The following is a 26,419-nucleotide window of genomic DNA, read 5'->3' as shown; positions in this document are numbered from 1 at the left end:
GGATCGGCGGGGCCGGATATCGACCCGGCCCCGCCCTTTTGCCGTCCCGAGCCTGCTAGACCACCGCTCCCGTTCCGCTGCGGTCCCGCTTGCGAGCAGGTTTGGTGCGCGGCCGATCGGGATGCCGATGCTGGAGCTCCACCGCGATCGGCATGGCCGTGAACACGGTCGAAGCAATGCCGGCGACGACACCCACCAGCAGGGCGATCGCGAAGTCGGTCAGTGAATCCCCACCGAGCACCGCGAGCGCCATCAGCACGAACAGCGCACCCATGCCGGTGTTGACCGTACGGGGCAGGGTCTGGGCCACCGCCTTGTCAGCCAGCTCCGGCCAGGCGCCGCGCGGTGCCGCACGGCGTAGCTCCCGCAACCGGTCGAGGACGACGACGGTGTCATTGACCGAGTAGCCGACGACGGTCAGCAGAGCGGCGAGGAACACACTGTCGACTGGTTTGCCCAACCAGGCGAACAGTCCCACCACCAGAAGGACGTCCTGCACCATCGCGGCCACCGCCGCCGCGGCGAACGTCCAACGGAATCGCACGGTCAGATAGATGAGCTGTGCGGCAACCGCGACCGCGAGTGCGATCAGCGCATGCTGGCGCAGTTCGCTACCGAGGCTCGGCCCTATGGTGTCGTCCCGCTCGATCGACACCTTCCCCACGGCCTTCTCCAGCTCCCCGCGGACCTTTTCCTGCTCCTGGTTGCTGAGCTCCTCCGTGCGTACGGTGATCGACTTCTCGCCGGTCGCCTGCACCACGGCCCGGGGGAAGCCCGCGTCCGCGACGGCCTGGCGGGCGATGTCGGCGTCCACCGATCGCTCGGCCGCGTACTGGATCTGCCGTCCGCCGGTGAACTCGACGCCGAACTCCAGACCGCGCACCCCGATACCCCCGAGCGCCAGCAGAAGAAGCCCGGCGCAGGCTCCGAGCCAACGCCGCCGGTGCCGCATCAACCGTGGTGGACGGCGTTCCAGATGGGCCCTCACCCGGCCCGTCATGGTCAGTCCGGTGAGCGCCGGCCGCCGTCGCACCGGGCCGAGGCGCAAGGCCCAGTCGGCGAGCAGCCGGGTGATGAGCATCGCCGATATCAGCGAGACGAGAACACCGATGGCGAGCGTCACCCCGAAGCCCTTGACCGGGCCGATGGCGAACGCGAACAGCAGTCCTGCCGCCAGCAGGGTCGTCACATGGGAATCGGCGACCGCGCTCCACGCCTTCTGGAACCCGACCCGAAGCGGACGCCGTAGATCCACCGTCCGGTCAGCGGAGCGCAGGTACTCCTCCCGCGCGCGTTCGAAAACCAGCACATTGGCGTCCACCGCGATGCCGATCGCCAGAACGAAACCAGCGAGCCCCGGCAGGGTCAGGGTGGCGCCCAGCGCTACGACAGCGGCGTAGGAGATCAGCCCGTAGAGCGCCAGGGCGATGGTGGCGAGCAGACCGACCAGCCGGTAGACGGCGATGATGAACACCCCGGTACAGATCAGACCGATCACCGCGGCGAGCGCGCTCGCCTGGATCGCGTCCTTGCCGAGGGTCGGGCCCACCACGTTCTGCTCGATGGTGGTCACGGGCACGGGGAGGGCACCGCCCTTGACCAGTGCCGCCAGATCGCGTGCCTCCGCGGCGCTGAAGTTGCCGGTGATCTGGGCGGACCCACCGGTGATGCCCGCCCCGCAGGGCACTGACTGCTCCATCCCAGGAGCCGAGACGATTCTGTCGTCCAGGACGATCGCCACCTGGCGGGCGGGGTCGCCGGGTGCGGCACACGCCGCAGCGCCGGTGAGTTTGGCCCAGTCCTTGCCGCCACCGCGGAAGGAGAGATCCACGGTCCAGCCCCGCCCTGACTGGGTGTCCAGCACGGCCTCGGCGTTCTTGACTCCCTCGCCGGTCAGTCCTGGCGGCGCGAGCTGGAGGAAACTCCCTGCTCCATCGGGGTCCGCCAGCACCCGGGAGCCATCCGCGGCCGGTCCGCTCTTCGGCCCGGCGGTCGCCGCCTGTACGGGGTGGAAGGTGAGCTGAGCGGTACGGCCGATGACTTCGGCCGCCTGCCGTGGGTCCCGTACACCCGGCAGTTCGACCACGATACGGCGTTCCCCGGAGCGTGCTAGCGATGGTTCGGAGACTCCGAGCGCATCGACCCGCTGGCGCAGCACCTCCACCGCCCGGTCGGTCGCCGCGGCGTCGGCGCGGACCGTGGGGGAGTCCTTGGTCTCCAGGACGATACGGGTGCCACCGCGAAGATCGAGTCCAAGGCGGGGCGGGTTGGTCAGGGTGATGAACACCGATATGGCGATGATCGCCAGCGCCAGAAGGGCACGCCAGAGCGTGGCGCGACGTGACATAGGGACTCCACGGGCAGCGCGCAGAGCGCCGAGCGGCGTCTGCGGACAGCGGATAAGGGCCGAGTGCGCGCCCTGGCCGGGGTCCGGGGGCATCGGTCATCGATGCCGTGGGCGGCCAGTGCGAAGGAAGGTCAGCTGCTCGACGTGGAGGGCGGTGCGCGGGTGTGACGGGGGCTGTAAGGGTGGTGGGGCGGTGCCCGCTCCTGGCGTGGCCCCACCGCTGTGTCTCCGGTGAGAGGCCGGGCGAAGTCGAAGGCCACCGGCCCGGCCGGTGCCGGGGGTGCGAGGGGCAGTCGGGCCTCGGTGTCGGCCGCCACGGTCTCCTGGACGACGGCGACCGGTGCACGCCGCAGATCGGGCCGTGCCTCTTGGCGTGGTGACCCACCCCGCTGCGGTCCGTCGGTACGGACGGGAACGACCGGGCTCATGCTCGCCGTGGTCACGGTGGTGGCGCCGGTGGGGTGCGGGGCGCCAACGAGCACCAGGAAGGTGGCCCAGACTCCGAGCAACAGCGTCGGCACGGTCGCCGCGAGGAGGAGCCGACCGCGCTGTCGCATGGCTTCCCTCCCGCTGTGGCTCTTCGCTGTGTCCCTCACCAGACCAAGTCTCAGCGTAGGCGACCGCGAGGGTGTCTTGGACCTGGGGTGTGTGGAGACGGTCCGTCGGCCCCTCCGGGAGCGGGGGTGATCGGTGAAAGCCGACGGCGCGGGTGCGCGGTCGGGAGGACTCCAGAACAGGCCGGTGGCCCCCGTCCGCCGACGGGGGCCACCGGTGCGTGTCAGTGGATCAGAAGACGCTCAGTCCGTACAGGCCCAGGGGTTCCGTGACGGGCTGGTAGAAGGTCGTTCCGCCGACGGTGCAGTTCCCGCTGCCGCCCGAGAGCAGGCCGTACGCGGTGTTGCCGGCGAACAGGGGCCCGCCGCTGTCACCGGGCGCGGCACAGACATTGGTCTGGATGAGGCCGTAGACGAGTTGGCCGCCCCCGTAGTTGACCGTGGCGTTGAGCGCGGTTACCCGTCCGGTGTGGTAGCCGGTGGTGGAGCCGGTGCGCTCCACGAACTGACCGACGTAGGGGTTGCCGGCGTTGATGATGTCCCGGTAGGTGCCGTTGTAGAGGTAGACACGGCCATCAGCCGCCGCCGGATAGGCGTGCTGGATGACACCGAAGTCGTTGCCCGGGAAGCTGGATGCCGCGGTCCAGCCCAGGAGCGCGGTGTTGGCGGGGTTGGTGTACCAAGTGCCTCGCCCATTGGTGCAGTGGCCCGCGGTGAGGGCGTAGTAGACGCCGGCTCTGACGGTGTTGAACCCGAGGGAACACCTGGCTCCGGTCGAGTAGATGGCCTCGCCGCCTGCGATGAGCCTGTTGAACCTGCCGGCCGTCCGCTTGATCTCCAGTGAGCCGGCCTGTGCGCCTGCGGCCTTCTTGATCGCGGTGAGCTGTCCGGCCGTCACCCGCTGGTCAGCGGTGACGACGATCTTGCCCTTGGCCTGGTCCGTGTACCAGGCCGTGCCCGCCACGTCGGCTTCGAGAACCGCATCGCTCGCCTGGGTGAGCTGTGCGGCGGTGGCCCGGGTGTCAGGGGCCGACTGGGCGATGGCGCTCGGTGCGGCGAGCGCGGTGATCGATACCAGGCTGGCCGCGACGGCGATCATCCGAGCACGCCCGACGACGGACCCGAAGGGTAAGAGACGCTTCATTTTCACTGCAACCTCCGATGAAGATCGGGAGCCCGCTGGGTGCGGGCCTTGGGCAGCGCGACATTCAGACCCGGACCATGAAGCGGTCATGAGCCTGTCAATCGACGTGTTAGCGATACTCGGGCCATGGATGCCGGCGGGACAAGTTCGCCTTTCGGACGCTTGTCGCGGGACAGGTTCCGTTCATCATTCGATGGCGGGAACAGTTCTTTCGTGTAATCCGGCTGGATGGGGAAAGGGTGCCCCCTGGTGCGGCGGGTCCGCATGCGCCCTGGATTTGTTGGCGCCCGGTCAATTGGGTGCCCGGGGTGGTGATTGGCGGCCCTGGCGGAAGGGTTCTTGTTTTCGAAACATGAACACAGCTCAAGATTCTGGCTGCTCATCGGATGATCGAAAGTAAGCGGCCGGTCACAGGTGGTGATATGGCGATGTTCGACTTCTCCGGGCCCTCGTTCGTACGTCGTGGGTTGCGGCCCGCGAGATCTCGCCCCCTTGGTCGCGCCTGCCATCCGCGGGCTTCGGCGCGACTCGTGTGAGGGCGTACCGGGCCGGCCCTCACATGAGGGGGAGCGGAAGACGCCTATCGACTTTCCGCGGCTTAGGGCGTTATGTCAGTGTTCATCAGCTGTATCACCTGTGGTCTGGTGTCTTGTTCTGCGTCCGCACCCTCTGCGGAGCGCAATTCCGCCTCGCCATCGGTCGGCGGTCCCGCACTGCTCCGTCACCCGATCTGATGGCCTTCCGTACCCTCGTTCACATCATGAGTCGCAATCGTCGCTCGGCGATCCCGAGCCGCACGGTCTGGCCCCAGGTCAGCTCCAGTGCGTCGCTCTCGACACCATCCCCAAACGCCACCAAACGGTCTGACTCCACGATGAGCTGAAGCTCCTGTGCGCGCTCCAAGACCCCCTCGACCAGCTGTGTCCCGGTCGCGGGCGAGGGCCATGCCTCACGTACGAACCAGAGCAGCCGGGGATCGGCCGGCCCAGGCAGCGGCAGAGTGCTCTCCCGCTCCTGCCAGAGCGAGCGCAACCAGCCGGTCGCTCCGGTGCCGGTCCCGACCAGTACCCCTGATGACGCCTGAGTCTCCGCGGCTGCCGACGCGCAGATCAGTCGGTAGCGGGCGCTCTGATGGCCGGGGCTGCCGAGGTAGATCTCATTGAGCGCACAGAGCCGCTCGCCGTTGTCGGCCGTGGCCTCGACCATCGTGAGCTCGGCGATCACTCGGTCGCCGTCCACGGCCGCCGCGAGCAGCCGCGCGGTGTTCCGCGCGCGGTGGCGCACCAGGACCCCCAGGCCGCGGCCGGGGTCGGAGTCGATCCCCACCACCGGCTGACCGGACAGATATTTCGCGGTGTTCGCCACCAGCCCGTCCGCCCCCACCACGACGACCACGTCCTCCGGGCCGAAGAGAAACCGATCCAGGTCGGTACGTTCCACCCGGGTCTGGCGCCAGTTCAGCGGAACGGCCGCAGCCGCCTCGGCGAGTGAGCGCCGCGCCCGCTGATGGCGTGCGGCCACCTCGTCGACACTGCGACCGCGAGAGGAGAGGAAGAACCCCGCCTGGCCGTGTGTGCCGTGTCGGGCGAGCAACTCCTCGTACTCGCTGGTCCGGTAGACCAGAACCGCTCGCGGCGCGAGGCTCACTCCCGTTCCCCTCTGCGGCGGGGCCGGGCGGGAGCGCTGCCGGATGGGCCAGGGGTGCGCTCTGTGGTGGTTCCGCGCGCCCTGGCTGGCTCGCCGCCTTCGACGGCGGCCTGCCCCCCGGGGGTGCCGAGCTTGGCGAGCAGCCCGGTGAGCACATCGGGCGAGATGGTGAGGCTGTCGATGCGCGGTAGGTTCTCGGCGAGCCGGGTCCCGGTGAGGGCATGCAGGGTCGCCGGTTCCACCTCCGCGTGTACGCGTAGCCAGGCGGCCTGGGCCGCGGCGCGGGCCTCGCCCACTCCGCGGGCCGCCTCGGCCTCCGCCTTGGCGAGTCGTACGGTACGCAGGGCCTCCGCCTCGGTCCGTACGCCGTCGGCCGCCGCCTTCTCCTCGGCCTCGCGCCGTGCGTTGGCGCCGCGCTGTTCGACCAGTCGTTCCTCCTGCCTGGCAAGCTCGATCTTGCTCGCCAACTCGTTCTCCGCGATGGCGCGTTCGCGCTGTACTGCCATGGCCCGGCGTTCATAGGTGGCCCGGTCCGCGTCCTGCTGGATCTGCTCACGTGCCGGAGTGCGTAGGGCCCGTTCCACTTCCGGTTCGGGACGGATGGCGACCACCCGCACGGCGACGATGGCGATTCCGGTGGCGGACAGTCGCGGCTCCGACGCGAACCCATCGCCGATCCGTTCGCGCACGGCGGCGACACCGTCGACCAGCGCGGCGGCCAACGGGGTACGCGCCAGCACATCGAGTGCGTGCTGCTGGGCGGTTTCGGTGAGCAGAGTGGAGATCTGCTTGAGCGGGGCACCACGCCAGACGCCGGTGTCCGGGTCGATGGAGAAGTCCAGTCGAGCCGCTGCGGTGGCCGGTTCGGCGATGCGATAGGTCACCGTCGCCTGCACGGTCACATCTTGGAAGTCCGCGGTGCGGGCGTGGAAGACCATGGACTCCTCCCGGTCATCGACCGGCACCTCGCAGAGCGCGGCCGCCAACGCCCGGAACCAGAAACCCAAGCCCGGTCCGTCATGGACGAGCTGTCCGCGCCGGTGGTGGCGGATGTGCGCGGTGGGTGCTGAACGCAGGTGACGCCATCCCAGGCGCTTCATGATGTCGGCCATCCCGACCCCCTTTTCGTCTGTTCGACGATAGAGGGAGTGGATCTTATCGTCAATGGGACGAGATAGGGGACGTGGCGTGCCTGCCGGGGCCTGGGGCTCGATGGGGCGCGTCGAGTTCGGCTGGAGCGCCAGGGGGAGGGTGGTGCCCGAGATGCTCTGCTGTGCCATGCATTGTCGTCGCCATTTGGGTGGACTGGCTATTTCCCATCTCGATATAACGGCTGGAAATGGTCCGTTGATTGGCGCCATTTCGCCATGCTGCGGAATCCAGCGAAAAACATGCCACGATGTAAAGGGCACTTGAGCATCAGACGCAAGGGGTAAGGGGAGCGCGCGTGACAGGCGGTAAGCCCCGAGGGGGCATTTGGTCCGGCCGATTTCTTTCGTTGGGTACTTTGCCGGGAGCGGCGACGGCCCTGACGGCTACCGTCGCTGTCTATATGACCCTGGTGGCATTGGGGAACATTATGGATTTTGGCACCAATAGACAATTCGTCCGCCATGTCCTCGCGATGGATACCACGTTCAAGGACGAGGACGTCATGTGGCGCGCGATCGAGTCCCGGGTGGTGGGCGATATCGCCTATGTGGCGATCATCGTCTGGGAGACGATCGCTGCCGCGGTGCTCACTGCGGGTGCCTGGCTATGGGCCAAGAGCCTGCGGCGAGGCGACTTCCGGCGGGCCAGACGTATGACGACCTTCGGTTTGACGATGCTGCTACTCCTCTTCGGCCTGGGGTTCATCGCCATCGGCGGTGAGTGGTTCCAGATGTGGCAGTCATCGGAGTGGAACGGACTGGAGCCCGCCGGGCGCAATGTCATGATCGCTGCCCTGGTGCTGATCGTGATCCATCTGCCGGGGGTGCGGGGCAATCACAACCGGGCTGTCCGCCGATGACTTCCGTTGGGGACTCGGCGAGTGCCTGCCCCAGGGGCAGCCCTCAACCGTCGCACCGGTAGTCGAACCTGCCACTGGCCCGATGGGTTGATGGGGAGATCAGTTGGAGTTCCGCGCTTGCGCGGTACTCCCCTTCTCCGCTGAAGGTCCACAGCAAATGGAGCTTGGCCTGCTTCTGGCCGCGTGCCAGTTTCTCCCGCAGCCGGCCCGACGTGGTCCCATCGCTGCGTACCCAACGGTAGACCAGGGCGCCGGCCCGTCCATCGGTGTCCACCAGGCCCACCAGATCGGCGGTGCCACCGCAGCCGATACGCTCCGCCGCGGTGCGGACCGACACCTTCTCCACCGTGAGGGAAGCGCCGTAGCGCTGCCAGGCGAGAAACGACAGCACGGCAGCGAGCACCACCGCCGCCAGGGCGTATCGGCGCAGCCCTCGCACGCGACTCTTCGGTGGACCGGCCGCGTCGGACCGGTGGGAGGTATCGGGCTGAGTGCCGTGCCAGACGGCGGACGCGGTGTGGTGGGTGCTGTGGCTCCGGGGCGATCCGGTCACCCCGGGACCGAACCGCAGCACCTGCCCTTCGACTCGGTCGGGAAGCACCTCCGCACTGTCGGTACGGACGCCGGGCCAAGACGGCGGCTGCACCAGGGTGGGGCCCTCCCCCTGGGGCATCGGCCCTGGCCTGTCGAACCAGTGGCTGCCCAGCGCGGTGGCACTGTAGCCATCCCCGGGGTCTGCGCCCGGACTTCGCTCATCGCCGCTGTCGGGGGAGTACGGCAGCCGTGGATCGTTCATTGGATGGCACACCCCCGGTAGATCTGCTGCGAGGCGTTCCCGTTCGTCGCATGGGGGCGCGTGCCCACCGAAACGCCTAAGTAGCATCCCGCGCCCTGGAAGGAGTGGCTAGGGGTGAGGACGTACTCCTGTGCGCCGCTCAAGGGGAAGCTCTCCGAACCCTCGGCGATGCCGAGTTCTCCCTGGGCATCACCGGTGAACCAGGTGACGACCACGGTGATGGGCCCGGTCCCGTCCGTGAGTACCGCGATACTCGCATCGGCTGTGGGGCCGCGTAGCCGCTGCTGAAAACTGGTGACCGATACCGATCGCACGCGCAGTGGCGGAGGTATGGACACCGATGGGCTCGGCCGGCTGCTGGTTGTCGGGCTGGTCGACGGTGATGTGGATGCTGAGGGCGAGGGCGAGGCCGTTGGGGAAAGGCTCGGGGAAGAAGAAGACCTTGAGGGGACGGGCTTGCTGGGTGCGGGCCCATCGGGCGACGCGCTCACCGTCTCCGAGGGTGACGCGGGTTCTCCGGGCAAGCCGGCGGGGGCAGTTGACGGCGAGGAGCCGGAGGGGCGAGGAGTGTCAGGAGCGGGAGCCGGAAGAGCTGAGTCGGGTGATGCGCTCGTGGTGGCGAGGCTTCGGGCAGTGGCCTCTGCGGGCCCGCCGCTGCTTGCCTCCAACACCATGGCCAAGGCGAGCAAACCAGCGATGATGGCGAGTGCGGTGGCGAGCGCCACCGCACTGGACAACACGCCCCGGACTCCTCCTCCTGCTCCGCCACCCGTACCCGGGCCAGTGGGGATATCCCAGCCGCGCGAAGGCTCCGGCTGTCGGATCGCGGTGGTGGCCAACTCGGTGGTGCCCTCCACATCGCCTCCGGACGACGGAAAGAGCAGGGGCAGCAGAGCCGCGAGAGCAGCGAGCTTGCGCTGGCCCCTCTCCTCCCAGTCCGGCCCGTAGGCGGCTTGGGCTACGGACTCCAACTCCGCGACGAACACCGCGGCGTTGGCAGGGCGCTCTCGCGGGGACTTGGCGAGCCCGCGCCGGATCAGCGGGCGTACCGCCTCGGGCGCATCCTCGTCGGGCACCGGCGCATCGATGTGTTGGAGCGCCAGTTCGGCGAAGTTCGCGCCGGAGAAGGGCTTGTGCCCGGTCAGGCACTCATAGAAAGTCGCCGTCGCCGCATACACATCCGCCGCGGGGGAGGCGGGCTGGCCCTGCCACTGCTCCGGAGCCATATAGGCGGGAGTGCCGGCTACCTCCACCGTGGAGCCATGGTCCACGGCAATGCCGAAGTCAACGAGTTTGGAGGAGCCATCGGCGGCAACCAGGACGTTGTCCGGCTTGTAGTCACGGTGGACCACACCGGTCCGGTGGGCGGCCGCCAACCCCAACAAGGACCCCTTGAGCACCACCAGCGCCGCCTCGGGACCGGTTGCGCCCTCCTGGCGCAGCAAGGCGCGCAGGGCGATGCCGTCGACCAGTTCCATCACGATGGCAGCGCCGTCGGGCGCTTCCACATATTCGTACAACCTCACGACATGGGGTGAGTCCAGCCCGCCGAGAAGCCGGGCCTCGGCGCGAAAACCCTGGATGAACGAGGGATCCGACCGCACCCGCTCACTGAGGTACTTGATCGCCACCAGGACTCCGGTAGCGTCATGGACCGCTTGGACGACCCGTCCACTCGCCCCGGCGCCCAGCTCCCGGGATTCCGTGTAACCGGGCACCATCCATGTGCTCATCCCGTCCTCCTCGCCCCACGGCTGGTGCCGTCCGCCAACTCCTGATGACCGCACGGTTGCCGAGTCGTGGTGCCGCACGGCAACTCACTCGCTCTCCCCACAGCAGACACCATTTCGCGCCCCGCGGTTCCCTTCCCCTACCGGCCCGCCGGCCGGATACCGGGGCGTGTCCGGGAACATCCCCGCGTTGGGCGCAGGCGCGCCGACCATCACCAGATCACCGTCTGTCCGCCGCTGTGGTCGGCCAGTTGGGGATGATGGCGGTCAGGCTGGGGCACCGGGTTCGCCCCATGGCCTGTGAGATGGCGAAACAGCAGTGGAGAGAGGGAACGGAACACCTGCGTGGACCGGCAGGCCTCAGGGCTGAACTGAACGGGAGCGATGGGGGAGCGGCGCCGAACGGTACTGGATGCCGGAGTCAGAGGGCATGCCTTCGTCGGCTCACCCCAGGGAAAGCGCATTGCCCCGGCGTCCGTGTCGTGCATAGGATGCTCGATGTGACTGCCGGGTCGGCCATGTGCCAGAAGCGAGAAGGGTTCCCGGCCTCGGAGTGAATCCGAGGCGGGTGCGAGCCCCGCCTTTTTGTCGCCCATACCTCGGGTGCCCCTATTTCGGGCTTTTTTCGCCGTTGAAGTGTCTCTTCCTTCGCTGCGGTGTTGCGGCTGATGTATCAGTCGATCCATTTCTTCGCGTTTCAGAGCAGCTCATTCCCCATGCCCGCACATGGCCTACGGGTCAGTAGGCGCACGGCACTTGCACAGAGAAAGCAGAGAATGCCAAACGACTTCAATCAGCAGGTCATCGATGATTTTCGGGCCAACGGCGGATATGCCGGCGGTCTTTTCGAGGGGACCCGGCTGCTCCTGCTCACCACTACGGGAGCCCGGTCGGGAGCCAAGCACACCACCCCCGTCGCCTACCTCCCGGATGGAGGCGAGCGAGTCCTCATCATCGCGTCCGCCGCCGGTGCGCCCCGGCATCCGGCCTGGTACCACAACATCGTGGCCAATCCCCGGGTCACCGTGGAGGCGGGAGCCTTCACCTACGAGGCGCAAGCCACCGTCCTGGCAGACGCAGAACGTGACACCGTCTTCGCCCGGGCGGTAGAGGACGACCCCGGATGGGCCGACTACCAGGCGAAGACATCCCGTGTCATCCCTGTCGTCGCCCTCCGGGAGATCCCCGGCCCGCCGAACGTCGCAGCCTCGTCACCGGGCGAGGCGATCAAGTTGATCCATCAGGGGTTTCGACGTGAACTCGCTCTGATTCGATCCGAGTTCACCGCTTCGGGACCCGGTCTGGGTGCTCAGCTACGAATGAACTGCCTGACCCTCTGCCAGGGCCTGCACAACCATCACACCGGCGAAGACACGATGTTGTTCCCGGCGCTGGCCCGTCAGCACCCTGCTTCTGCTTCCGTCATCGATCGTCTTCAGGAAGAACATCGCAGGATCGCGACCCTGGTCGAGGACCTCCAGCGAGTCATCTCCAGGAAGGACCCGGACCCGCTCACGGCCGTGTCCGAGGTTGAGCGGCTCACACGTGAACTGGAGGCGCACCTTGTCTACGAGGAAGAGGAGCTGCTTCCGCTCCTCGACGGGTAGCACCTGGATCAGCTTCCCCAGGTGCTACCAAGATGGGGTCTCCCGCCTGGGTGGGGCCTCCCCCCTGGGCGGGGAAGAGGCCCCGCCTCGCGGTCAGGGGCTTCGCGGCCGGTGCTCGGTGTCGCGGGCGTGGGCAGCGGAAGGAAAGAAGTGCAGCATGGCGAAAGCGATCGCCCAGGCGCAAGCGTTATGCCCCCGTAAACCCGACACTGCCCTGTCCCGCAGATCCTCACGCATGGCAGGGAGCACTCCACCGTGGCACGGAACCGCGAGCATCACCGCCAAATCAACCTTTCAGGCTCCTCGTTGACCCCATGCACGACCGGCCCATGGGATGTGAGCCTCTCGGTGAAGGACCCTTCCAGCCTTGCGTACGAGGTGTCTCCGTCGGCTGCCTCAGGGAGTGTGGAGACGCCTCGCGCGTGCCAGCACATAGGCGACTCCGAGGTAGGGGAGGGCAAACAGGGCAAACAACTGACCATGGGTGAGAAGCCCAGCAGCCGCGCCGTACACGGCGTACACCAGCAGGGTGGTCACACTGGTGCCGAGCCCGGCCAGGGAAGTGACCGTGGCCCGGCTGGTGCCGGTGATCGCGCTCTGAAGCCGGGCATCGCCCACCACATCGGTGAGTTGGAAGACCAGGAACGCCAGCCCGAGCAGGACGAAGCCGACCGGTTCCCCGGAGAGTGTGCTGACCGCCATCAGGGCAGCGGCAACCGCCAGGACCGCCCCGAGCACATGGGCAGGCAGCCGCTCGGCCGGTGCTGTCAGCAGACCACCGAGCGACACTCCCACCCAGACGGTGAGCACAAGCCATGGAACGTCCCGGGTCGCCACTCCGGTCTCCCCGGCCAGGAGCGGTACGAACTCCTCCAAGGCGCCCCAGATCGAGGTCAGCAGGACCGCCAGAAACAGTGCGTACCGTACGCGCTTGCTGGCACGCACCTCGTCCAGACCCGTCCTCAGGGTTGCCAGGATCCCCGTGTCCGACTCACCGCCGTGCTCCTTCGACCGATCAACACCGCTGCTGGGGCATGCTGCCCGATCGGCCGCGGCTCGGTCGACCGGCACCGCGGGGCCGTCCACCTGGGGCTGCGGACCCCATGCCGCCTCGCTGTTCCGGGGACGGTGTTCAGGCAGTGCCAGAGCCGAGAGTGAACACAACACGCAGACCATGACACTGGCTGCTCCCAGTAGTCCGTAACCGCCCCAGGCGGTGGACGGACCCGCCGCCGCGATCGCCAGCGCCGTGGCCGTGGTACTCGCTGTAGCGGCCCTTCCCATCAGTCGGACATAGCGGTTCGCCGCTCCTAGGCGCTCCAGTTCTTCATAGGCCAGCGCCTCCATGGAACCCGAGCGCAGCGCACCTCCACCGGACCAGAGGACCATGCCCAGGGCGAAGGAGGCATATCCCGGCAGGGTGACCCAGAGGGCGAATCCCACCGCTGACAGCAGGGGACCGACGACCAACACACGGCGCCGGGAAACCGTGTCCGCCCAGACCCCGGACGGTACCTCCAACAGGATCCCGGTCAGCGAACCGACGACGAACAGGGAGGAGATCTCGGCGGTACTCAGCCCATGATCGGTGAAGAGCACCGCGTAGACGGGGTAGAGCAGGATCAGATCGTCAAGACCGGCATAGACGAGGAGCTTTCGCTCCAGTCTTCGGACCTGGACGGTAGGTGCGGCGCTGCGCGTGGGCGCGGGTGAGGGGAGGAAGGGCATGACGGGGTTTCCTTCGGCGACGGAACGGACGGTTGGGAGGACCGCTCGCTACCGATGGGGGTCCTCGGCAACCCGTCGCATGCGTTCCACCCGTGCCGAAGGCCGCGCATGGCGCATACGCGGCGCGCCTGCTGCTGGGCGCGCACCGCGTACGCGAACACTCACTTGAGGATCAATGTCGTCGGCGCATCACACCAGTGTACGAACGAACTTGCGGTGGGCGGCGTACTCTCCCCGCGGTGTCCGACAGTCGGGTGAACGCTCCGCCCGCGACCAGCAGGGCGAGTGCCACCAGCAGCGCGCTCATCCACAACGGTGATCGGTAGCCGAATCCCGCCCCGATCGTGACGCCGCCGAGCCAAGGCCCCAGGGCCGCGCCAACGTTGAAGGAGGCCGTTGCGTAGGCCCCTGCCAGGGTCGGTGCCGCCGGGGCCGCGTAGAACACCTGACTGATGATGGTTGAGCCGACGGCGAAGGAGAGCGCGCCTTGGAGGAAGACGAGGATGAGCGCCGTCACCAGGTGATGGGCCCAGAGGGCGAACACCACCCAGCCGCCCAGTAGTGCCGCTCCGCCCACTGCCAGCAGGGGCAGGGGGCGGAGATCCGCGAAGCGGCCGGCGACGGTGACACCGATGAATGAGCCCAGACCGAAGAGCGCCAGAACGGCCGGCACCCAGACAGAACCCAACGCTGTGACATCGGTGACCAGCGGGGCGAGATAGGTGAACGCACAGAACGTCGCACCGTTGACCAGCGCACCCAACAGCAGCGTCACCATCAAGCGGGGATGGCGCAGGGCACCCAACTCGCCGCGTACGCCACCGGCCCCAGCGGAGGGTTCACCGGCAGGGACCGCTGTGACAACGGCGAGGACTGCCGGCACCGACAGCAGGGCCACCGCCCAGAACGCGGAGCGCCAGCCCCACAACTGCCCCAGAACAGCGCCACCGGGCACCCCCACGACACAGGCCAGGGTGATCCCACCGAGCAGGATCGAGGTCGCACGTCCCTTGGCCCGGGGTTCGACCAGGCTGGTCGCGGTCGCCAGCGCCACCGCGAGGAAACCGGCATTGGCGAGCGCGGCGACGATCCGAGTCGCCAGCAGCACCCCGTAACTCGTGGTGAGCGCGCCCACCACATGGACCAGCAGAAACACCAGGAGGAAGGCCAACAGCGCGCGCCGACGGGACCAGCGCATGCTCGCCACCGCCATCAGCGGGGCTCCGACAACCATTCCCACGGCGAAGGCCGAGGTCAGATGTCCGGCCGCTGGGATGGAGACCCGAAGGTCACGGGCGATGTCCGGAATCAGACCGGACAGCATGAACTCGGACGTTCCTTGGGCGAAGACCGCCACTGCGAGCAGATAGAGAACGAGGGGCACGGCAAACTCCACAGCCATCACAGAACCGAAAAGGGCAGCGGTGGGTCGCGGGCGGCGGCCGTACACACGTCAAGGCGCACTCCGGCGGGCCTTGGGCGGTGCGCTCAAGGCGGGGGAGTCAGATTGACAGCGCGGGAAGCCACCGGGCGACCGGTGGCGACAGTCTTGACGCCTCAGGGCTGGACACGATCGCAGGTTAGTGACAGAGACGCTGAGCTGTCCACGAGGTTTTCGCGAACGCCTCGGGCCCAGACGGGACGTCGATATCTGCGGGCACCCGTGCTGGCCCGATGGCTCTGATCAGCCGGCCCATGAGGTGGGAGAGCGTTGGGTCCCAGCCGGTGCGCGAAGGCGATGGGCTCCTATCGCCGCGGGAGAGGGCGACCGGTGTCGATTCGGGTGAATGGTGTGCCCAGAGGGAGAGGAGAGGCCTGTTTCGGGGGAGCGCCAAAGGAGAAGAGCGCCAAGGAGGAGCGCCTGAGGGAGGCAAACAGCCCGGACCTGGTCCGCGCTGCGAAGCGGTTTCTGCTGAAGCGCACCGCTCACCGCGGCCGGGTCACCCGCCTTCAGCACGTCGTGGATCAGCCGCGGGGACATCCACAACAGACCACGACGAGCGGCGGCGAGAAAGCCACGACAGGACACGAAAGGACAGACCGCATGGCGTTCACTCCCGAGGAGATCGCCTACCTCCAATCCCAACCACTGGCGCGTCTGGCGAGTGCCTCACCGGATGGGCAACCCGACGTGGTGCCAGTCAACTTCGAGTTCGACGGAAGCTACTTCTGGGTCGGTGGTTCTGGCCCCTCCGTCAGCCACACCCGCAAGTTCCGCAATGTCAGGGCGGGCAATGAGAAGGTCGCCCTCGTCATCGACGACATGATCTCCTTCGACCCCTTCATCGCCCGGTGCATGCGGATCTACGGGCTGGCCGAGGAGCCCTTCGAACGGGTGGGAAGGATCGGCTACGGCACCTATATGCGCATCACCCCCACCATCAGCTGGAACTGGAACCTGGCGGGCGTCCCGGTGGGCGATGAGTGGTACGCGGCGCAGCGGACGGTGCACCCGGCTCCCGATGGGGGGTGAGGGGCAGCGGCTCAGCCCTCTTCTGTCCTTGCGAACGGTCCATACGAAAGGGTGGCGGTGACAGGAGAGGGTCGCACCGGCGGAAGCCGGACGGGCAGGTCGTAGGGGCCTCGGACCGCTCGATGCCTACACCGGCTCAAGCGGGTCGTCGCGCCCCGCACCTAGAGGGACGCAGCGAACTCAGCTCCTTAACAGGCGAAAACGCGCTTGGCCACGGAGTGAGCGTCTCCCACCAGCCCGCGCCGTGGCACGCGTCCATGGAAGGGGGCAACCGGATGTCGCCGGGTTGGCGCCTCGCGAGGGGCGCCAACCCCGTGCCGTCGGCTGGAGCGACGTGGGGCCATTGATACCAGCGGGCGAGGGGCAGCCGGGGCTGACGGCGGAGGCGGGAGCGGGTGTGCAGACCCTGACCGGAGTGGGAGCGAACGGTCAGGTCAGACCACGGTCCAGGCGTGTAGCTGGCGATTTATCCGAGCCACGTCCAGAGCGCCGGAGGCGGCCTCCTGGACGAGGGCGACCGCCGCTTTGGGCGTGTAGCCGAGCACATGGCCCCCCAGGGCGAGGAAGGCTTCGGTGCTGTGCCAGGCGAAGGCCTCATTGGAGTGTTCCAGACAGGGCATCTTCGCCAGGGTCTGGAGCAGTGCCGCGGCCTTCAGATGCTGCGAGCTGTAGATATCGCGGTCCATGGCCCGTGCGTACACCCGGGCGACGGCCGCGTAGAGGGGACCGTAGTCGTCGACCTGAGGGTCACCGGGCAGTAGCTCGGCCGCGTGCAGAAGGAAGGAGACGTCAATACGGTGCGACTCGGGCTCGTCGCCTTCAGGCTCGGTCACGCGGCGTGGTCCTGCTCGCCCTGCTCACGGTCGTGCCTGGTCGAGCGCAGTCCGTCGGCTTCATCGCTCCCGGCCTCGGCGGCGAACGCCTCATGGCTGCGGGAAACGGACGCCTTGAAATGGTCGAGGAAGGTGGCTTCCACGGCAGTGGCGCGCTCATAGGCGGCCGAAAGGATGTACTCCTGCATGCTGACGCCCGCGGCCTTCGCGGCGGCGGCGATCGTGGCGCGCTGTTCGGGATCGGGAAAGCGCAGGCTCATGGCCCTTGGCTCGGTCATGATATCGACGGTATCACTGGTATCACCGGCCGCGTAAATCCTTTCCGGCGAGAATCTCCGAAGGATTCCGGGGTGGGCGGGGGAGTTGACTGAAAATGGACGCTCCTCGGTCGAGTGTGACCAGAAGCGATCCCGAAGCGGTCGATCGAGCGGGCTGGAACCGGGCGTGCCTCTTGCCCAGGGAACTGCCCCGACCTAGGGTGAATGCGCTTTCAAACACATACGCAACGGTCACGGGGCTGCGGCCACCGGTCCACGAGGGGATGGTCGGTCGCTTGAGTACCCCCACTGTGTACGACGTTGCCGAGCGGTCGGGCGTATCCATCGCAACCGTCTCGCGGGTCTACCGAAACCCGGACTCCGTGCGTGCCCAAACCCGGGACAAGGTGCTCCACGCCGCCCGTGAACTCGGGTACTTCCCCAGCGGGAACGCCCGAGGGCTGGCCAGCCGCACCACTGGGGTGCTGGGCCTCTGCTTCCCCGACTACGCCGACCCGGATGCCGAGGCCGATGGGGCGGACGGTGATGACTCCGCCGTCATGCTCTACTCGGACCAGATCATCCGCGGCATGGAGCGAGCAGCCAGACGTCACGGCTACGCCCTGCTCATCGCCGCTTCGCTGGAGGGCGGCCCGCAAACCCTGGTGGAGCAGGTGGCGGGGCGGGTCGATGGGTTCGCCGTGTTGGCGCGGACCATTCCCACCGAAGACCTTGAGATCATCTCACGGAGGCTGCCGGTGGTGATGCTGGCAGGGCCCCGCGAAATCGATCACCTCGACCACATCGAGGTGGCGAACTTCGACGGTGAACGGGAGCTGACCCGCCATCTGATCGCGGACCACGGCCTACGCCGGCTCGCCTTCGTCGGGGGTGAGATCGATTCACCGGATGCCGAGGCCAGATTCGGCGGGTTCCGAGCCGCCTGCCAGGAAGCGGATCTTCCGGTGCCCGATGAGCCGACCATCCGGGCGTCGATGATGACCCAAGCCGAAGGCGCCCGGGCTGCTGAGGCCCTACTCGATCGTGGGGGCGCACATCCGCAGGGGGTACTTTTCGCCAATGACCAGATGGCGGTGGGCGCCCTGCACGCACTGGAAAGCCGGGGGGTGCGGGTGCCGCGGGACATCGCCGTGACGGGTTTCGACGGGATCCCGCTGAGTCGGATCGTCCGCCCGGCGCTGACAACCGTGCGACAGCCGATGCGCCGCCTGGGCGAAGAGGCGGTGGATCTTCTGGTACGGCGATTGGGGGACCGCAGCCGTGAGCCCGTCTCGCTGATGCTGCCGGTCTCGGTCACTCGCCGCGCGAGCTGCGGTTGTGTAGGGGAAGCTCGCCAGCTCTGAGTCCGCGCTGACTCCTGTTGCCCGGCTGTGTCGTGGGCCTTGCCCGTGCCCCTGCCGAGGGTGTGTTCTTGATCGCGGGAGCCGTTGGGAGTCGCTTCCTCGCGGGGCGTCTCGGGCCCGGCCAGGGGGAGGCCCCTGTCGCGCCCTCCAGGGGCGGGCGCTCCCGGGCCGGCCAGGAGCGGCGACCGGTATGGGGGTGAGCCGGGCGCCGCCGCGCTGGTCGCCGCGCTCGCTATCGCCCGGGCTCGGCTGGTGGCCCGTCCCCTCCCCGAAGCTCGCGTAGATGCGAGCGGGTTGAGTCGCCCTCGTTCGGTCAGGCTCCTGGAGTAGCGGGTGAGCGGGCTCAGCCAACCGCGTTCGGCCAAGGCGGCCTCAGCGGAGGGTGGTCGGGTCTCGTTCGGTGGCGCAGGGAGTCTCTGGCGCAGGAGTGTCTCTGGCGCACGAGAGCTCGACGGATGCGGCCGACGGATGCGGTCGACGGATGCGGTCGACGGATGCGATCAACGGATGCGATCAACGGATGCGGTCGACGGCGGGGCATACCGGCGGGGTGCAGGCCGCGCAGCCCTTCGGCCCTGAGGAGTCACCCCGGTGGCGCCTGCGTCAGCCGGACGCAATCTCCGAGCCGCGGGTGACCCCAAGGCCCGAGGTCTGCGCCACTGGCGACCGCGAACAAGCGCACCCCGCCCAGGGGCGACTTCCGCCAGTCCGCAGTGGGAGACCGGAAGACCGGAAGACCGGAAGACCGGCGCCGGGAGACGGCAGGCGGCGCTGGGTTTCTGAGACCCTCCCGCGTTTTGGAGCGGGGCTGCCTCAGCCCAAGTCCCGGGCGGCGGCGAAACGGCCTCCCACCCATGGGCAATCCCGGCACAGCGCAACAAGACTCATGCGCATTCCCTCGGTTGACCCCAGGCCTACCGTCGACTCAAGCGGGTAGGCGCGAGTTGGCGTTGTTATCGAAGCGTAATCCCAAGGGTTCTTGCGGATGTCCCGGAGGCTGCCGCAGGGTGATGTATGCGCTTACAGGCAGCGCATACATCACCGGTTCACGCACGCCGGAAGGCTCAAGGAGGAGCATCCATGCACCGCACTGCCAGAACCGCCTCGGTGGCTGTCGCGATCGCGGCCACGTTCGGAATCTCCGCGTGCGGCGGCTCGGGTGGTGCCGAAGTTGCGGCTGACGAGAAGCAGACGCTGACCGTCTGGGCGATGGGCACCGAGGGCGAGAAGCTCGGCGAAGTCGCCGCCGCCTACAAGAAGGTGAACCCGAACGTCACGGTCAAGGTGACACCGGTGGGTTGGGACGTCGCACACCAGAAGCTGGTCTCGGCTGCGGCTGCCGGCAATCTGCCGGATGTGACACAGATGGGCTCCACCTTCATGGGCGAGTTCGCGGAGCTCGGTGTGCTGGAGCCGGTGGACACCAAGGAGTTCGCGAAGGGCGACTTCTTCCCTGCCGCCTGGGAGAGCAATGTCGTGGATGGCGAGGTCTACGGTGTCCCGTGGTACGTCGACACCCGGGTCCTCTACTACCGGACCGATCTGGCCCAGCAGGCCGGCATCACCAAGGCCCCCACCAACTGGGCCGAGCTATCGGCGCTGGCCAGTGCCTACCAGGACAAGGCGGAGACCAAGTGGGGCATCTCGCTCCAGCCCTACAACCTGGACGCCTGGCAGAACTGGCTGCCCTTCTTCTACTCGGCGGGCGGCGAGCTGATCAAGGACGGTAAGCCCGCTCTGGACGGCGAAGCCGCCGTCAAGTCCCTCACCGAATACGCCTCGTACTTCGACAAGGGCCTTGCCAAGAAGAGCGTCCAGCCTGGCTATGACGTCATCAAGGACTTCGGCAACGGCAGTGTGCCGATGTTCATGTCGGGTCCTTGGCAGACCACCAACATCGCCGAGAACCAGCCGCAGTTGAAGGGGAAGTGGGCGGCAGCCCCGATGCCCGCGGGAACCTCCTCGACCTCGTTCGCGGGTGGCTCCAGCCTCGTCATCTCCAAGGACAGCAAGCACAAGGCCGCCGCCCGTGAGTTCATCAAGCACCTCACGGATGCCAAGGGGCAGGCCGACTGGTACCAGCGCACCACCGACCTTCCCGCCAACCAGGCGGCGTGGAACGAGGGCAAGCTGGCGAGCGACCCCAACCTCAAGGTCTTCCGGTCCCAGATGGAGAGCGCGAAGGCCATACCCGCGCTCGCGAAGTGGGCTGAGATCGGCTCCAAGATCGATGAGGCCATCGAATCCGTGACCCAGGGCAAGGCATCTCCGGAACAGGCAGCCAAGAAGATGCAGTCCGCGACCGCGGGACTAGTGGAGTAGTGCTGTGAGCGCCCCTACGGCAACGGTGCCCAAGGGCCCGGTGGAGACGGCCAAGCCGACTCCATCCGGTCCGCGGTCCCGCAGACGACGGGCCGGTGTGCAGCAGCTTGCGGGCTGGCTGTTCTCCACTCCCTTCCTGGTCCTGTTCGCGGTCTTCATGGCGCTGCCGATCATCGCCACTCTGGTCATGAGCTTCACTGACTTCGGGCTGCGCAACGTCACCGACCCGCTGTCCGCTGAGTTCATCGGGCTGGAGAACTACACCAAGCTCTTCCAGGACGACAAGTTCCTCAAGTCCCTCTTCAACACCGCCTATTTCGTGGTGGTCGGCGTACCGCTGACGATCGGCGCGGGCCTGGTCATCGCGGTTCTGCTGAACAACGGCATCGACCGGATGCGCACCTTCTTCCGCATCGGCTTCTACGCCCCGGTCGTCACCAGCATCGTGGCCATCGCGGTCGTCTGGCGTTTTGTGCTGGACCCGGCCGATGGGCTGATCGCCGGCCTTGCCACCGAACTCGGCATGACCGCACCCGACTTCCTTGGTTCCGAGACGCTTGCCATGCCCTCACTGATCGTGATGGCGATATGGCGCAACCTCGGTACGGTCATGGTCCTCCTGATCGCCGGCCTTCAGGCCATCCCCCAGGACGTCCGTGAAGCGGCGCGGCTCGATGGCGCCGGAGCGTGGCATGAGTTTCGACTGATCACCGTCCCGCTGCTGCGACCCACGCTGCTGTACGCCACCGTGATCACCACGATCGGCTATCTCAATGTCTTCGAGGAGCCGTTCGTCATGACGAACGGCGGGCCGTCCAACAGCACCCTGACCGTCTCCCTCAATATGTACCGAGAGGGCTTCAACTTCTTCCATATGGGTTACGCGAGCGCCATGGCCTATGTCCTCTTCGTTGCGATCATGGGCATTACCGTGCTCCAGCTCCGTCTGCTGAAGGACAACACCAAATGAGCGCGCTACGACTGAAGAAGCCAGCGGCCTATGTGTTGCTCAGTCTCGGCCTGGTGTTGATGGCGGCACCGTTCCTGTGGATGGCGCTGTCCTCCTTCAAGACCAAGCCGGAACTCGCCGCCAGCCCACCGGTGTGGATTCCCACCGAGTGGACCCTGGCGAACTTCCGTGAACTGCTCAAGCTGCTCGACCTGCCGCGCTACTTCCTCAACTCCACGATCGTGGCCACTCTGGTCACCGTCTGCAATCTGCTGTTCTGCTCGATGCTTGGCTATGCCCTGGCCAAGCTGAACTTCGCGGGCCGCAACAAGCTCTTCGGCCTGGTCCTCGGAGCGCTGATGGTGCCGGGCAATCTGATGCTGCTCCCGTTGTTCGTCTTGATGAGCAAGATGCAACTCATCGACTCCTACGCCGGGCTGGTGCTGCCGTTCGCCGCAGGTGCCTTCGGTGTGTTCCTGATGCGCCAGTTCATGCTGTCTGTCCCGGATGAGTTGCTGGAGGCGGCCAGGCTGGATGGAGCGGGGGAGTGGTACATCTTCTGGCGGATTGTGATGCCGCTGGTCAAACCCGCTCTGGCCACGCTCGCGATCCTCACCTTTCTCCAGTCGTGGAACAACTTCGTTTGGCCGCTGATCGCCACCAACGACCCCGACAAGTACACCCTTCCCGTGGCGCTGGCGACCTTTGCCACCGACCCCAACCGGGCCAACGGGTCAAGTGGTGTCCTGATGGCCGGCTCCTTCCTCGTGGTGTTGCCAGTCCTCTTTGTCTTCGCGGCGCTACAGAGGCACTTCACTCAGGGCATCGCCACCGCCGGTCTGAAGTAGCCCCCCACCTCTTTCAGCCCTCGCCCGGTGCCGCCCCTCGCCGTCATGCCCCTGGAGGGCTTGGCCCGCCCCTGGAGGGGCTCGGCCGCTGTTTTGCTTCCCCATATCCCCGATATAGAGGTTTGTACTGCTATGAGCGATAAGTCTGCGGCTCACATCGACTGGGAGTCCCGCATCGGCAAGCCGAGCGACACCCAGCTCACCGGAGTCGGTGAACTGCCAGCCCCCGGTCGGCTCTCCGCCCGGGGCGGCACCGGCCATGTCCTCCTCGACTGGGCCGCGGTCGATGGAGCCCTCGGCTATCTCGTGCACCGAGCCGATTCGGCCGACGGCCCCTTTGAACCGCTGGACCACCTCGGGGGCGATGTACTGGCCGTCCCGCACCCGCCCTACGCCGATACCCTGGCCGAACCCGGTCGTGCCTATCACTACAAGATCGCCACCTGGTCCGACAGCGGCGCCGGCGAACTGTCTGAATCCGTCAGCGGCCGGGCGAGGCGCGCGGGCGCGGAACCCGCGACGGTCACCCTGGCCCTCGATGCCTCGGCACCCACCACCGCACTGCCCGGTGTGTGGAACCGGATGATCGGTGCCGAGCATTTCTCCCTGCTCACCTGGGACAAGCCCGGGGCCGGCGGTTCCGATGTCGCCGCCGAGTATGCCCAGGCACTGGGGATCGTCCGGGACGAGCTCGGCGTGCGGACCGTGCGCGCGCACGGCACCTTCCTCCCGGAAACCGTTTCTGTCAGGCCGGATGGCTCCTTCGACTTCTCCGGGCTCGACGAGGTCTACGACCGATTCCTCGCCACCGGACTCAAGCCCGTCGTCGAGCTCTCCTTTATGCCCAGGGAACTGGCCACCGACCCCGAGTACACCGTCTTTGACTACCAGGCCCTGGTCTCCACCCCCAGCGACTGGCAGCGCTGGGGGGACCTCTGCCGGGAGTTGGTCGTCCATCTGCAAGGCCGTTACGGCATCGACGAAGTGGCGACCTGGGAGTTCGAGGTCTGGAACGAGGCCAACCTCGCGGTCTTCTGGAACGGCACCCAGGATGACTACCACCGGCTCTATGAGGTCGCGGTCCGCGCGGTCAAGGGCGTCGACGACCGGATCCGGGTAGGCGGGCCCTCCTCCGCCGCCGCGGGCTGGGTCGGCGCACTGCTGGAGCACTGCCGGACACACGATGTGCCCGTCGACTTCGTCTCCACCCACACCTATGGCAACGCTCCCCTCGACTTCCGACCCATGACCCGTGCCTTCGCCGAGGCGACGGGCCGTCCCGAGCCAGAGATCCTCTGGACCGAATGGGGAGTCACCCCGACCCACTTCCACCGCGTCAGCGACTCCGTCTTCGCGGCTCCGTTCGTGCTGCGGGGAATGAAGAGCGCGCTGGCCTCCACTGACTGCCTGGCGTACTGGGTCGCTTCCGATCAGTTCGAAGAGCTCGGCTGGCCACCCCGGTTGTTCCACGGCGGCTTTGGCCTGCTGACCGTGGGCAACCTGCGTAAGCCGCGGTTCTGGGCGCTCTATCTGCTCTCCCAACTGAGCGGAGGCCGTATCGCCGCCTCCCTCTCCGGAGACGGCGCCGACGCCCTGGTGGAAGCCATCGCCACCCGTGCCGAAGACGGCTCCACCCTCGATGTGCTGGTCTGGAACGGCACCCTCGACCAGTCCAAGATCGATGGAGCCACCGCTCTCAACCGCACCGTCACCGTCCACATCGATGGACTTGAGCCCGGTGCGACTCACCACCTCACCGCCCATCGGGTGGATGAGCAGCACGCCAACATCCAGGCGGTCTGGTCCGACCTCGGCGGCGGTGAATGGCCGGACGACCAGCAATGGGAGAAGCTGCGCGCCGCCGACCGACTGCCCGCCGACACCCTCACCCCCGTGGTCGCGGACGCCGATGGATCGGCTCTGGTCACCTTTGAGCTGCCCAATCCCGGAATCTGCTTCCTGCGCATCGCCCGCGGTTGACCCGACAGCCCGTGGAGGTCTCGGGGGCGCCCCACCCGGACGCCCCCGAGGCCACCACCGAATCAGACGCCCGGGCTCAGGACGCCCCAGCCGATCGGCCACGCCTGGAACCCGGCTACCGAACCTCCCCACCCGGCCCCAAGGCCGTCGCCTCACCAGATCCGACCATTCTCGCCACCCGATCACGATCCCCACGAGGACCCGCACCACCGCCCCAACCGTGAATCGACCACCGGGAGCTGGAAGCTCATGGACCGTCTCGATCGCCGAACCCTCCTCACGGCTGCGGGAGCCGGGGCCGCCGCCCTGTCCATTCCCGTACTCGCCGCGCCCGCCGCCGCAGCATCCACCACAAAGCTGCCCTCCGCCGAAGACGCCGCAAGAAGTGTTCATGCCTCTGATACACCGCTGCTGCGCACTTGGTTCCGCGATACGTACCATTCGATCGAGGCGCTGACGACCGACTTCGGCCTCACCGCGGACAAGGCCGACATCAGCGGACCCGGTCGCCCGGTTCCCTCCCAGAACACCTCGCCCACCAACATCGGCTGTGGCCTATGGTCCACCGCGGCGGCCGGCGGGCTCGGTGTCATCAGCCGAACCGTGATGCAACGCCGTCTCGCCCATATGGTCACCGCCATCGAGAAGCTCGAACGCCATCGAGGCTTCTGGCTCAACTGGTATGACTCATATGACGGTTCGGTGCTGACCACCTGGCCCGAGAACGGCACCCCCGTCCGGCCGTTCCTCTCCTCCGTGGACAATGCCTGGCTCGTCACCGGTCTGCTCATCGCAGCCGATGCCGACCCGCGGCTGCGCCGCCGTGTCGACCGCATCCTGGCCGACGCCGACTGGTCGGCCTTCTACACCCCCTACGACCCCGCCGACCCGGTCAAGGGCCCAGGCCAACTGCGCGGTGGATTCTGGACCGACACCGATGAGCCGACCGCACACCACTACGGCGCCCTCAACACCGAGCCGCGGATGGCCAGCTACCTCGGCATCGCCGATGGCTCGCTGCCTACGGACCACTACTGGCACCTGCTGCGCACCATGCTCCCCGAACACGAGCAGGAGCAGACTCCCCAGGGCTCGTACACCACCGTCGACGGCATCCGCGTCTGGAACGGCCACTACAGCTACCGCGGCCGCAAGCTCGTCCCGGCCTGGGGCGGCTCGATGTTCGAGGCGCTCATGGTGCCGCTCTTCGTGCCTGAGCCGGAGTGGGCCAGGCGCTCCTGGGGAGTGACGCACCAACGGTTCGTACGCTCGCAGATAGAGCACGGGCTGATCGAGGAGAAGTACGGCTACTGGGGCTTCTCACCTGCCAACATCCCGGAGGGCGGCTACCGGGAGTACGGAGTCGACGCGATCGGGATGCAGGTGGAGGGCTACCAGTCCTCCGCGGTGGTCACCCCGCACGCCACCTTCCTCGCTCTGCCCTACGCCCGTCGTGAGGCCATCGCCAATCTCAAGGCCATGGCCCGGGACTTCGACGCCTACCACGAGCGCTACGGGTTCCATGACTCGATCAATGTGCGCACGGGACGGGTCAGCGACTTCGTCCTGGCCCTCGACCAGGGCATGATCGCCGCCGCGCTCGCCCAGGAGCTTCGGCCGGGTCTCCTGCAACGCCCCTTCCGCTCCGGAGGTTTCGCCTCCCGCGTCAAGCCCCTGCTGGCGAAGGAACGCTTCAGCATCTGAGCTGCTCCGGTGTTCGGGACCCCCCACCCCACCTGAGTAGCGCACGAAGCGGTCCATCCCCAGCAGGCGGGGAATCCTCTGGCAACCCCCGAGCGGGAGGCTCCCCGGAACGGGGCATCGGCGCG

The 26,419-nt window shown here is 67.5% G+C and carries 19 protein-coding genes and 1 pseudogene; 9 read left to right on the top strand and 11 right to left on the bottom strand.

Translation table 11 applies throughout. The annotated features are described in order from the left end of the window. Positions 1-55: 55 nt before the first annotated feature. The 5 genes and pseudogenes from secD to NBG84_RS20200 all read right to left on the bottom strand — a co-directional run. Entirely contained in the window at positions 56-2,347 is a 2,292-nt protein-coding gene (gene secD, locus NBG84_RS20220) for a protein translocase subunit SecD (RefSeq protein WP_250920932.1), read from the bottom strand. Between the two features lie 131 nt (positions 2,348-2,478). Continuing rightward, complete coding sequence (locus NBG84_RS20215) at positions 2,479-2,904, bottom strand: hypothetical protein (protein ID WP_250920931.1); 426 nt, start codon at positions 2,902-2,904, stop codon at positions 2,479-2,481. 229 nt (positions 2,905-3,133) lie between these two features. Then, positions 3,134-4,051 carry a S1 family peptidase gene (locus NBG84_RS20210; protein ID WP_425608668.1) on the bottom strand — a complete coding sequence of 306 codons (918 nt, stop codon included), beginning with the start codon at positions 4,049-4,051 and terminating at the stop codon, positions 3,134-3,136. Positions 4,052-4,798: 747 nt separating this feature from the next. Next, positions 4,799-5,692 (bottom strand): NAD(+)/NADH kinase, encoded by an 894-nt coding sequence (locus tag NBG84_RS20205; RefSeq protein ID WP_250920929.1) that lies wholly within the window; start codon positions 5,690-5,692, stop codon positions 4,799-4,801. Between the two features lie 107 nt (positions 5,693-5,799). Next, positions 5,800-6,804 (bottom strand): annotated as a pseudogene (locus NBG84_RS20200) (SPFH domain-containing protein); the annotation flags it as partial. Positions 6,805-7,166: 362 nt separating this feature from the next. Here NBG84_RS20200 and NBG84_RS20195 point away from each other — a divergent pair. Further along, on the top strand, positions 7,167-7,703 hold the full coding sequence (locus tag NBG84_RS20195) for a DUF2165 domain-containing protein (RefSeq protein WP_250921097.1): 537 nt from the start codon (positions 7,167-7,169) through the stop codon (positions 7,701-7,703). A 43-nt stretch (positions 7,704-7,746) separates the two neighbouring features. Here the strand turns inward: NBG84_RS20195 and NBG84_RS20190 are convergent, their stop codons facing one another. Both NBG84_RS20190 and NBG84_RS20185 read right to left on the bottom strand, forming a co-directional pair. Continuing rightward, positions 7,747-8,499, bottom strand: a complete 753-nt coding sequence (locus NBG84_RS20190) for a hypothetical protein (RefSeq protein ID WP_250920927.1) — start codon at positions 8,497-8,499, stop codon at positions 7,747-7,749. Next, positions 8,496-10,232 (bottom strand): serine/threonine-protein kinase, encoded by a 1,737-nt coding sequence (locus NBG84_RS20185; protein ID WP_250920926.1) that lies wholly within the window; start codon positions 10,230-10,232, stop codon positions 8,496-8,498. Before NBG84_RS20185 ends, NBG84_RS20190 begins: the two co-directional genes overlap by 4 nt. Positions 10,233-11,005: 773 nt before the next feature. Between NBG84_RS20185 and NBG84_RS20180 the strand changes: the two genes are divergently transcribed. Beyond that, a complete protein-coding gene (locus NBG84_RS20180; protein ID WP_250920925.1) occupies positions 11,006-11,836 on the top strand; it encodes a nitroreductase/quinone reductase family protein in 831 nt (276 codons plus the stop codon). A gap of 396 nt (positions 11,837-12,232) precedes the next feature. On the opposite strand, the gene NBG84_RS20175 is transcribed toward NBG84_RS20180, so the two are convergent. Together NBG84_RS20175 and NBG84_RS20170 are read right to left on the bottom strand one after the other, a co-directional pair. Then, entirely contained in the window at positions 12,233-13,564 is a 1,332-nt protein-coding gene (locus tag NBG84_RS20175; protein ID WP_250920924.1) for an MFS transporter, read from the bottom strand. Between the two features lie 172 nt (positions 13,565-13,736). Further along, entirely contained in the window at positions 13,737-14,948 is a 1,212-nt protein-coding gene (locus tag NBG84_RS20170) for a Cmx/CmrA family chloramphenicol efflux MFS transporter (RefSeq protein WP_425608671.1), read from the bottom strand. A 660-nt stretch (positions 14,949-15,608) separates the two neighbouring features. Here NBG84_RS20170 and NBG84_RS20165 point away from each other — a divergent pair. After that, positions 15,609-16,037 carry a PPOX class F420-dependent oxidoreductase gene (locus NBG84_RS20165; RefSeq protein WP_250920922.1) on the top strand — a complete coding sequence of 143 codons (429 nt, stop codon included), beginning with the start codon at positions 15,609-15,611 and terminating at the stop codon, positions 16,035-16,037. Positions 16,038-16,471: 434 nt separating this feature from the next. Here the strand turns inward: NBG84_RS20165 and NBG84_RS20160 are convergent, their stop codons facing one another. Both NBG84_RS20160 and NBG84_RS20155 read right to left on the bottom strand, forming a co-directional pair. Then, on the bottom strand, positions 16,472-16,870 hold the full coding sequence (locus NBG84_RS20160) for a fic family toxin-antitoxin system, toxin component (RefSeq protein ID WP_250920921.1): 399 nt from the start codon (positions 16,868-16,870) through the stop codon (positions 16,472-16,474). Then, the gene (locus NBG84_RS20155; RefSeq protein ID WP_250920920.1) at positions 16,867-17,148 is read right to left on the bottom strand and encodes a type II toxin -antitoxin system TacA 1-like antitoxin; all 282 of its coding nucleotides are present in this window, start codon (positions 17,146-17,148) and stop codon (positions 16,867-16,869) included. Before NBG84_RS20155 ends, NBG84_RS20160 begins: the two co-directional genes overlap by 4 nt. Before the next feature lie 275 nt (positions 17,149-17,423). Between NBG84_RS20155 and NBG84_RS20150 the strand changes: the two genes are divergently transcribed. The 6 genes from NBG84_RS20150 to NBG84_RS20125 all read left to right on the top strand — a co-directional run bounded on the left by NBG84_RS20150 (position 17,424) and on the right by NBG84_RS20125 (position 26,294). Further along, entirely contained in the window at positions 17,424-18,491 is a 1,068-nt protein-coding gene (locus tag NBG84_RS20150; protein WP_250920919.1) for a LacI family DNA-binding transcriptional regulator, read from the top strand. 1,080 nt (positions 18,492-19,571) lie between these two features. Next, complete coding sequence (locus NBG84_RS20145) at positions 19,572-20,813, top strand: sugar ABC transporter substrate-binding protein (protein ID WP_250920918.1); 1,242 nt, start codon at positions 19,572-19,574, stop codon at positions 20,811-20,813. Between the two features lie 4 nt (positions 20,814-20,817). Further along, positions 20,818-21,783 (top strand): carbohydrate ABC transporter permease, encoded by a 966-nt coding sequence (locus tag NBG84_RS20140; RefSeq protein WP_425608667.1) that lies wholly within the window; start codon positions 20,818-20,820, stop codon positions 21,781-21,783. Further along, entirely contained in the window at positions 21,780-22,610 is an 831-nt protein-coding gene (locus NBG84_RS20135) for a carbohydrate ABC transporter permease (RefSeq protein WP_250920917.1), read from the top strand. The genes NBG84_RS20140 and NBG84_RS20135 overlap by 4 nt, the downstream gene beginning before the upstream one ends. 132 nt (positions 22,611-22,742) lie before the next feature. Further along, positions 22,743-24,590 (top strand): GH39 family glycosyl hydrolase, encoded by a 1,848-nt coding sequence (locus NBG84_RS20130; RefSeq protein ID WP_250920916.1) that lies wholly within the window; start codon positions 22,743-22,745, stop codon positions 24,588-24,590. Between the two features lie 249 nt (positions 24,591-24,839). After that, positions 24,840-26,294, top strand: a complete 1,455-nt coding sequence (locus NBG84_RS20125) for a glucoamylase family protein (RefSeq protein WP_250920915.1) — start codon at positions 24,840-24,842, stop codon at positions 26,292-26,294. Positions 26,295-26,419 lie beyond the last annotated feature (125 nt).

The sequence above is a fragment of the Streptomyces albipurpureus genome (assembly GCF_023701525.1).
In the GTDB taxonomy this organism is placed as follows: Bacteria; Actinomycetota; Actinomycetes; order Streptomycetales; family Streptomycetaceae; genus Streptomyces; species Streptomyces albipurpureus.
This window is presented reverse-complemented; position numbering and strand designations above follow the sequence as displayed.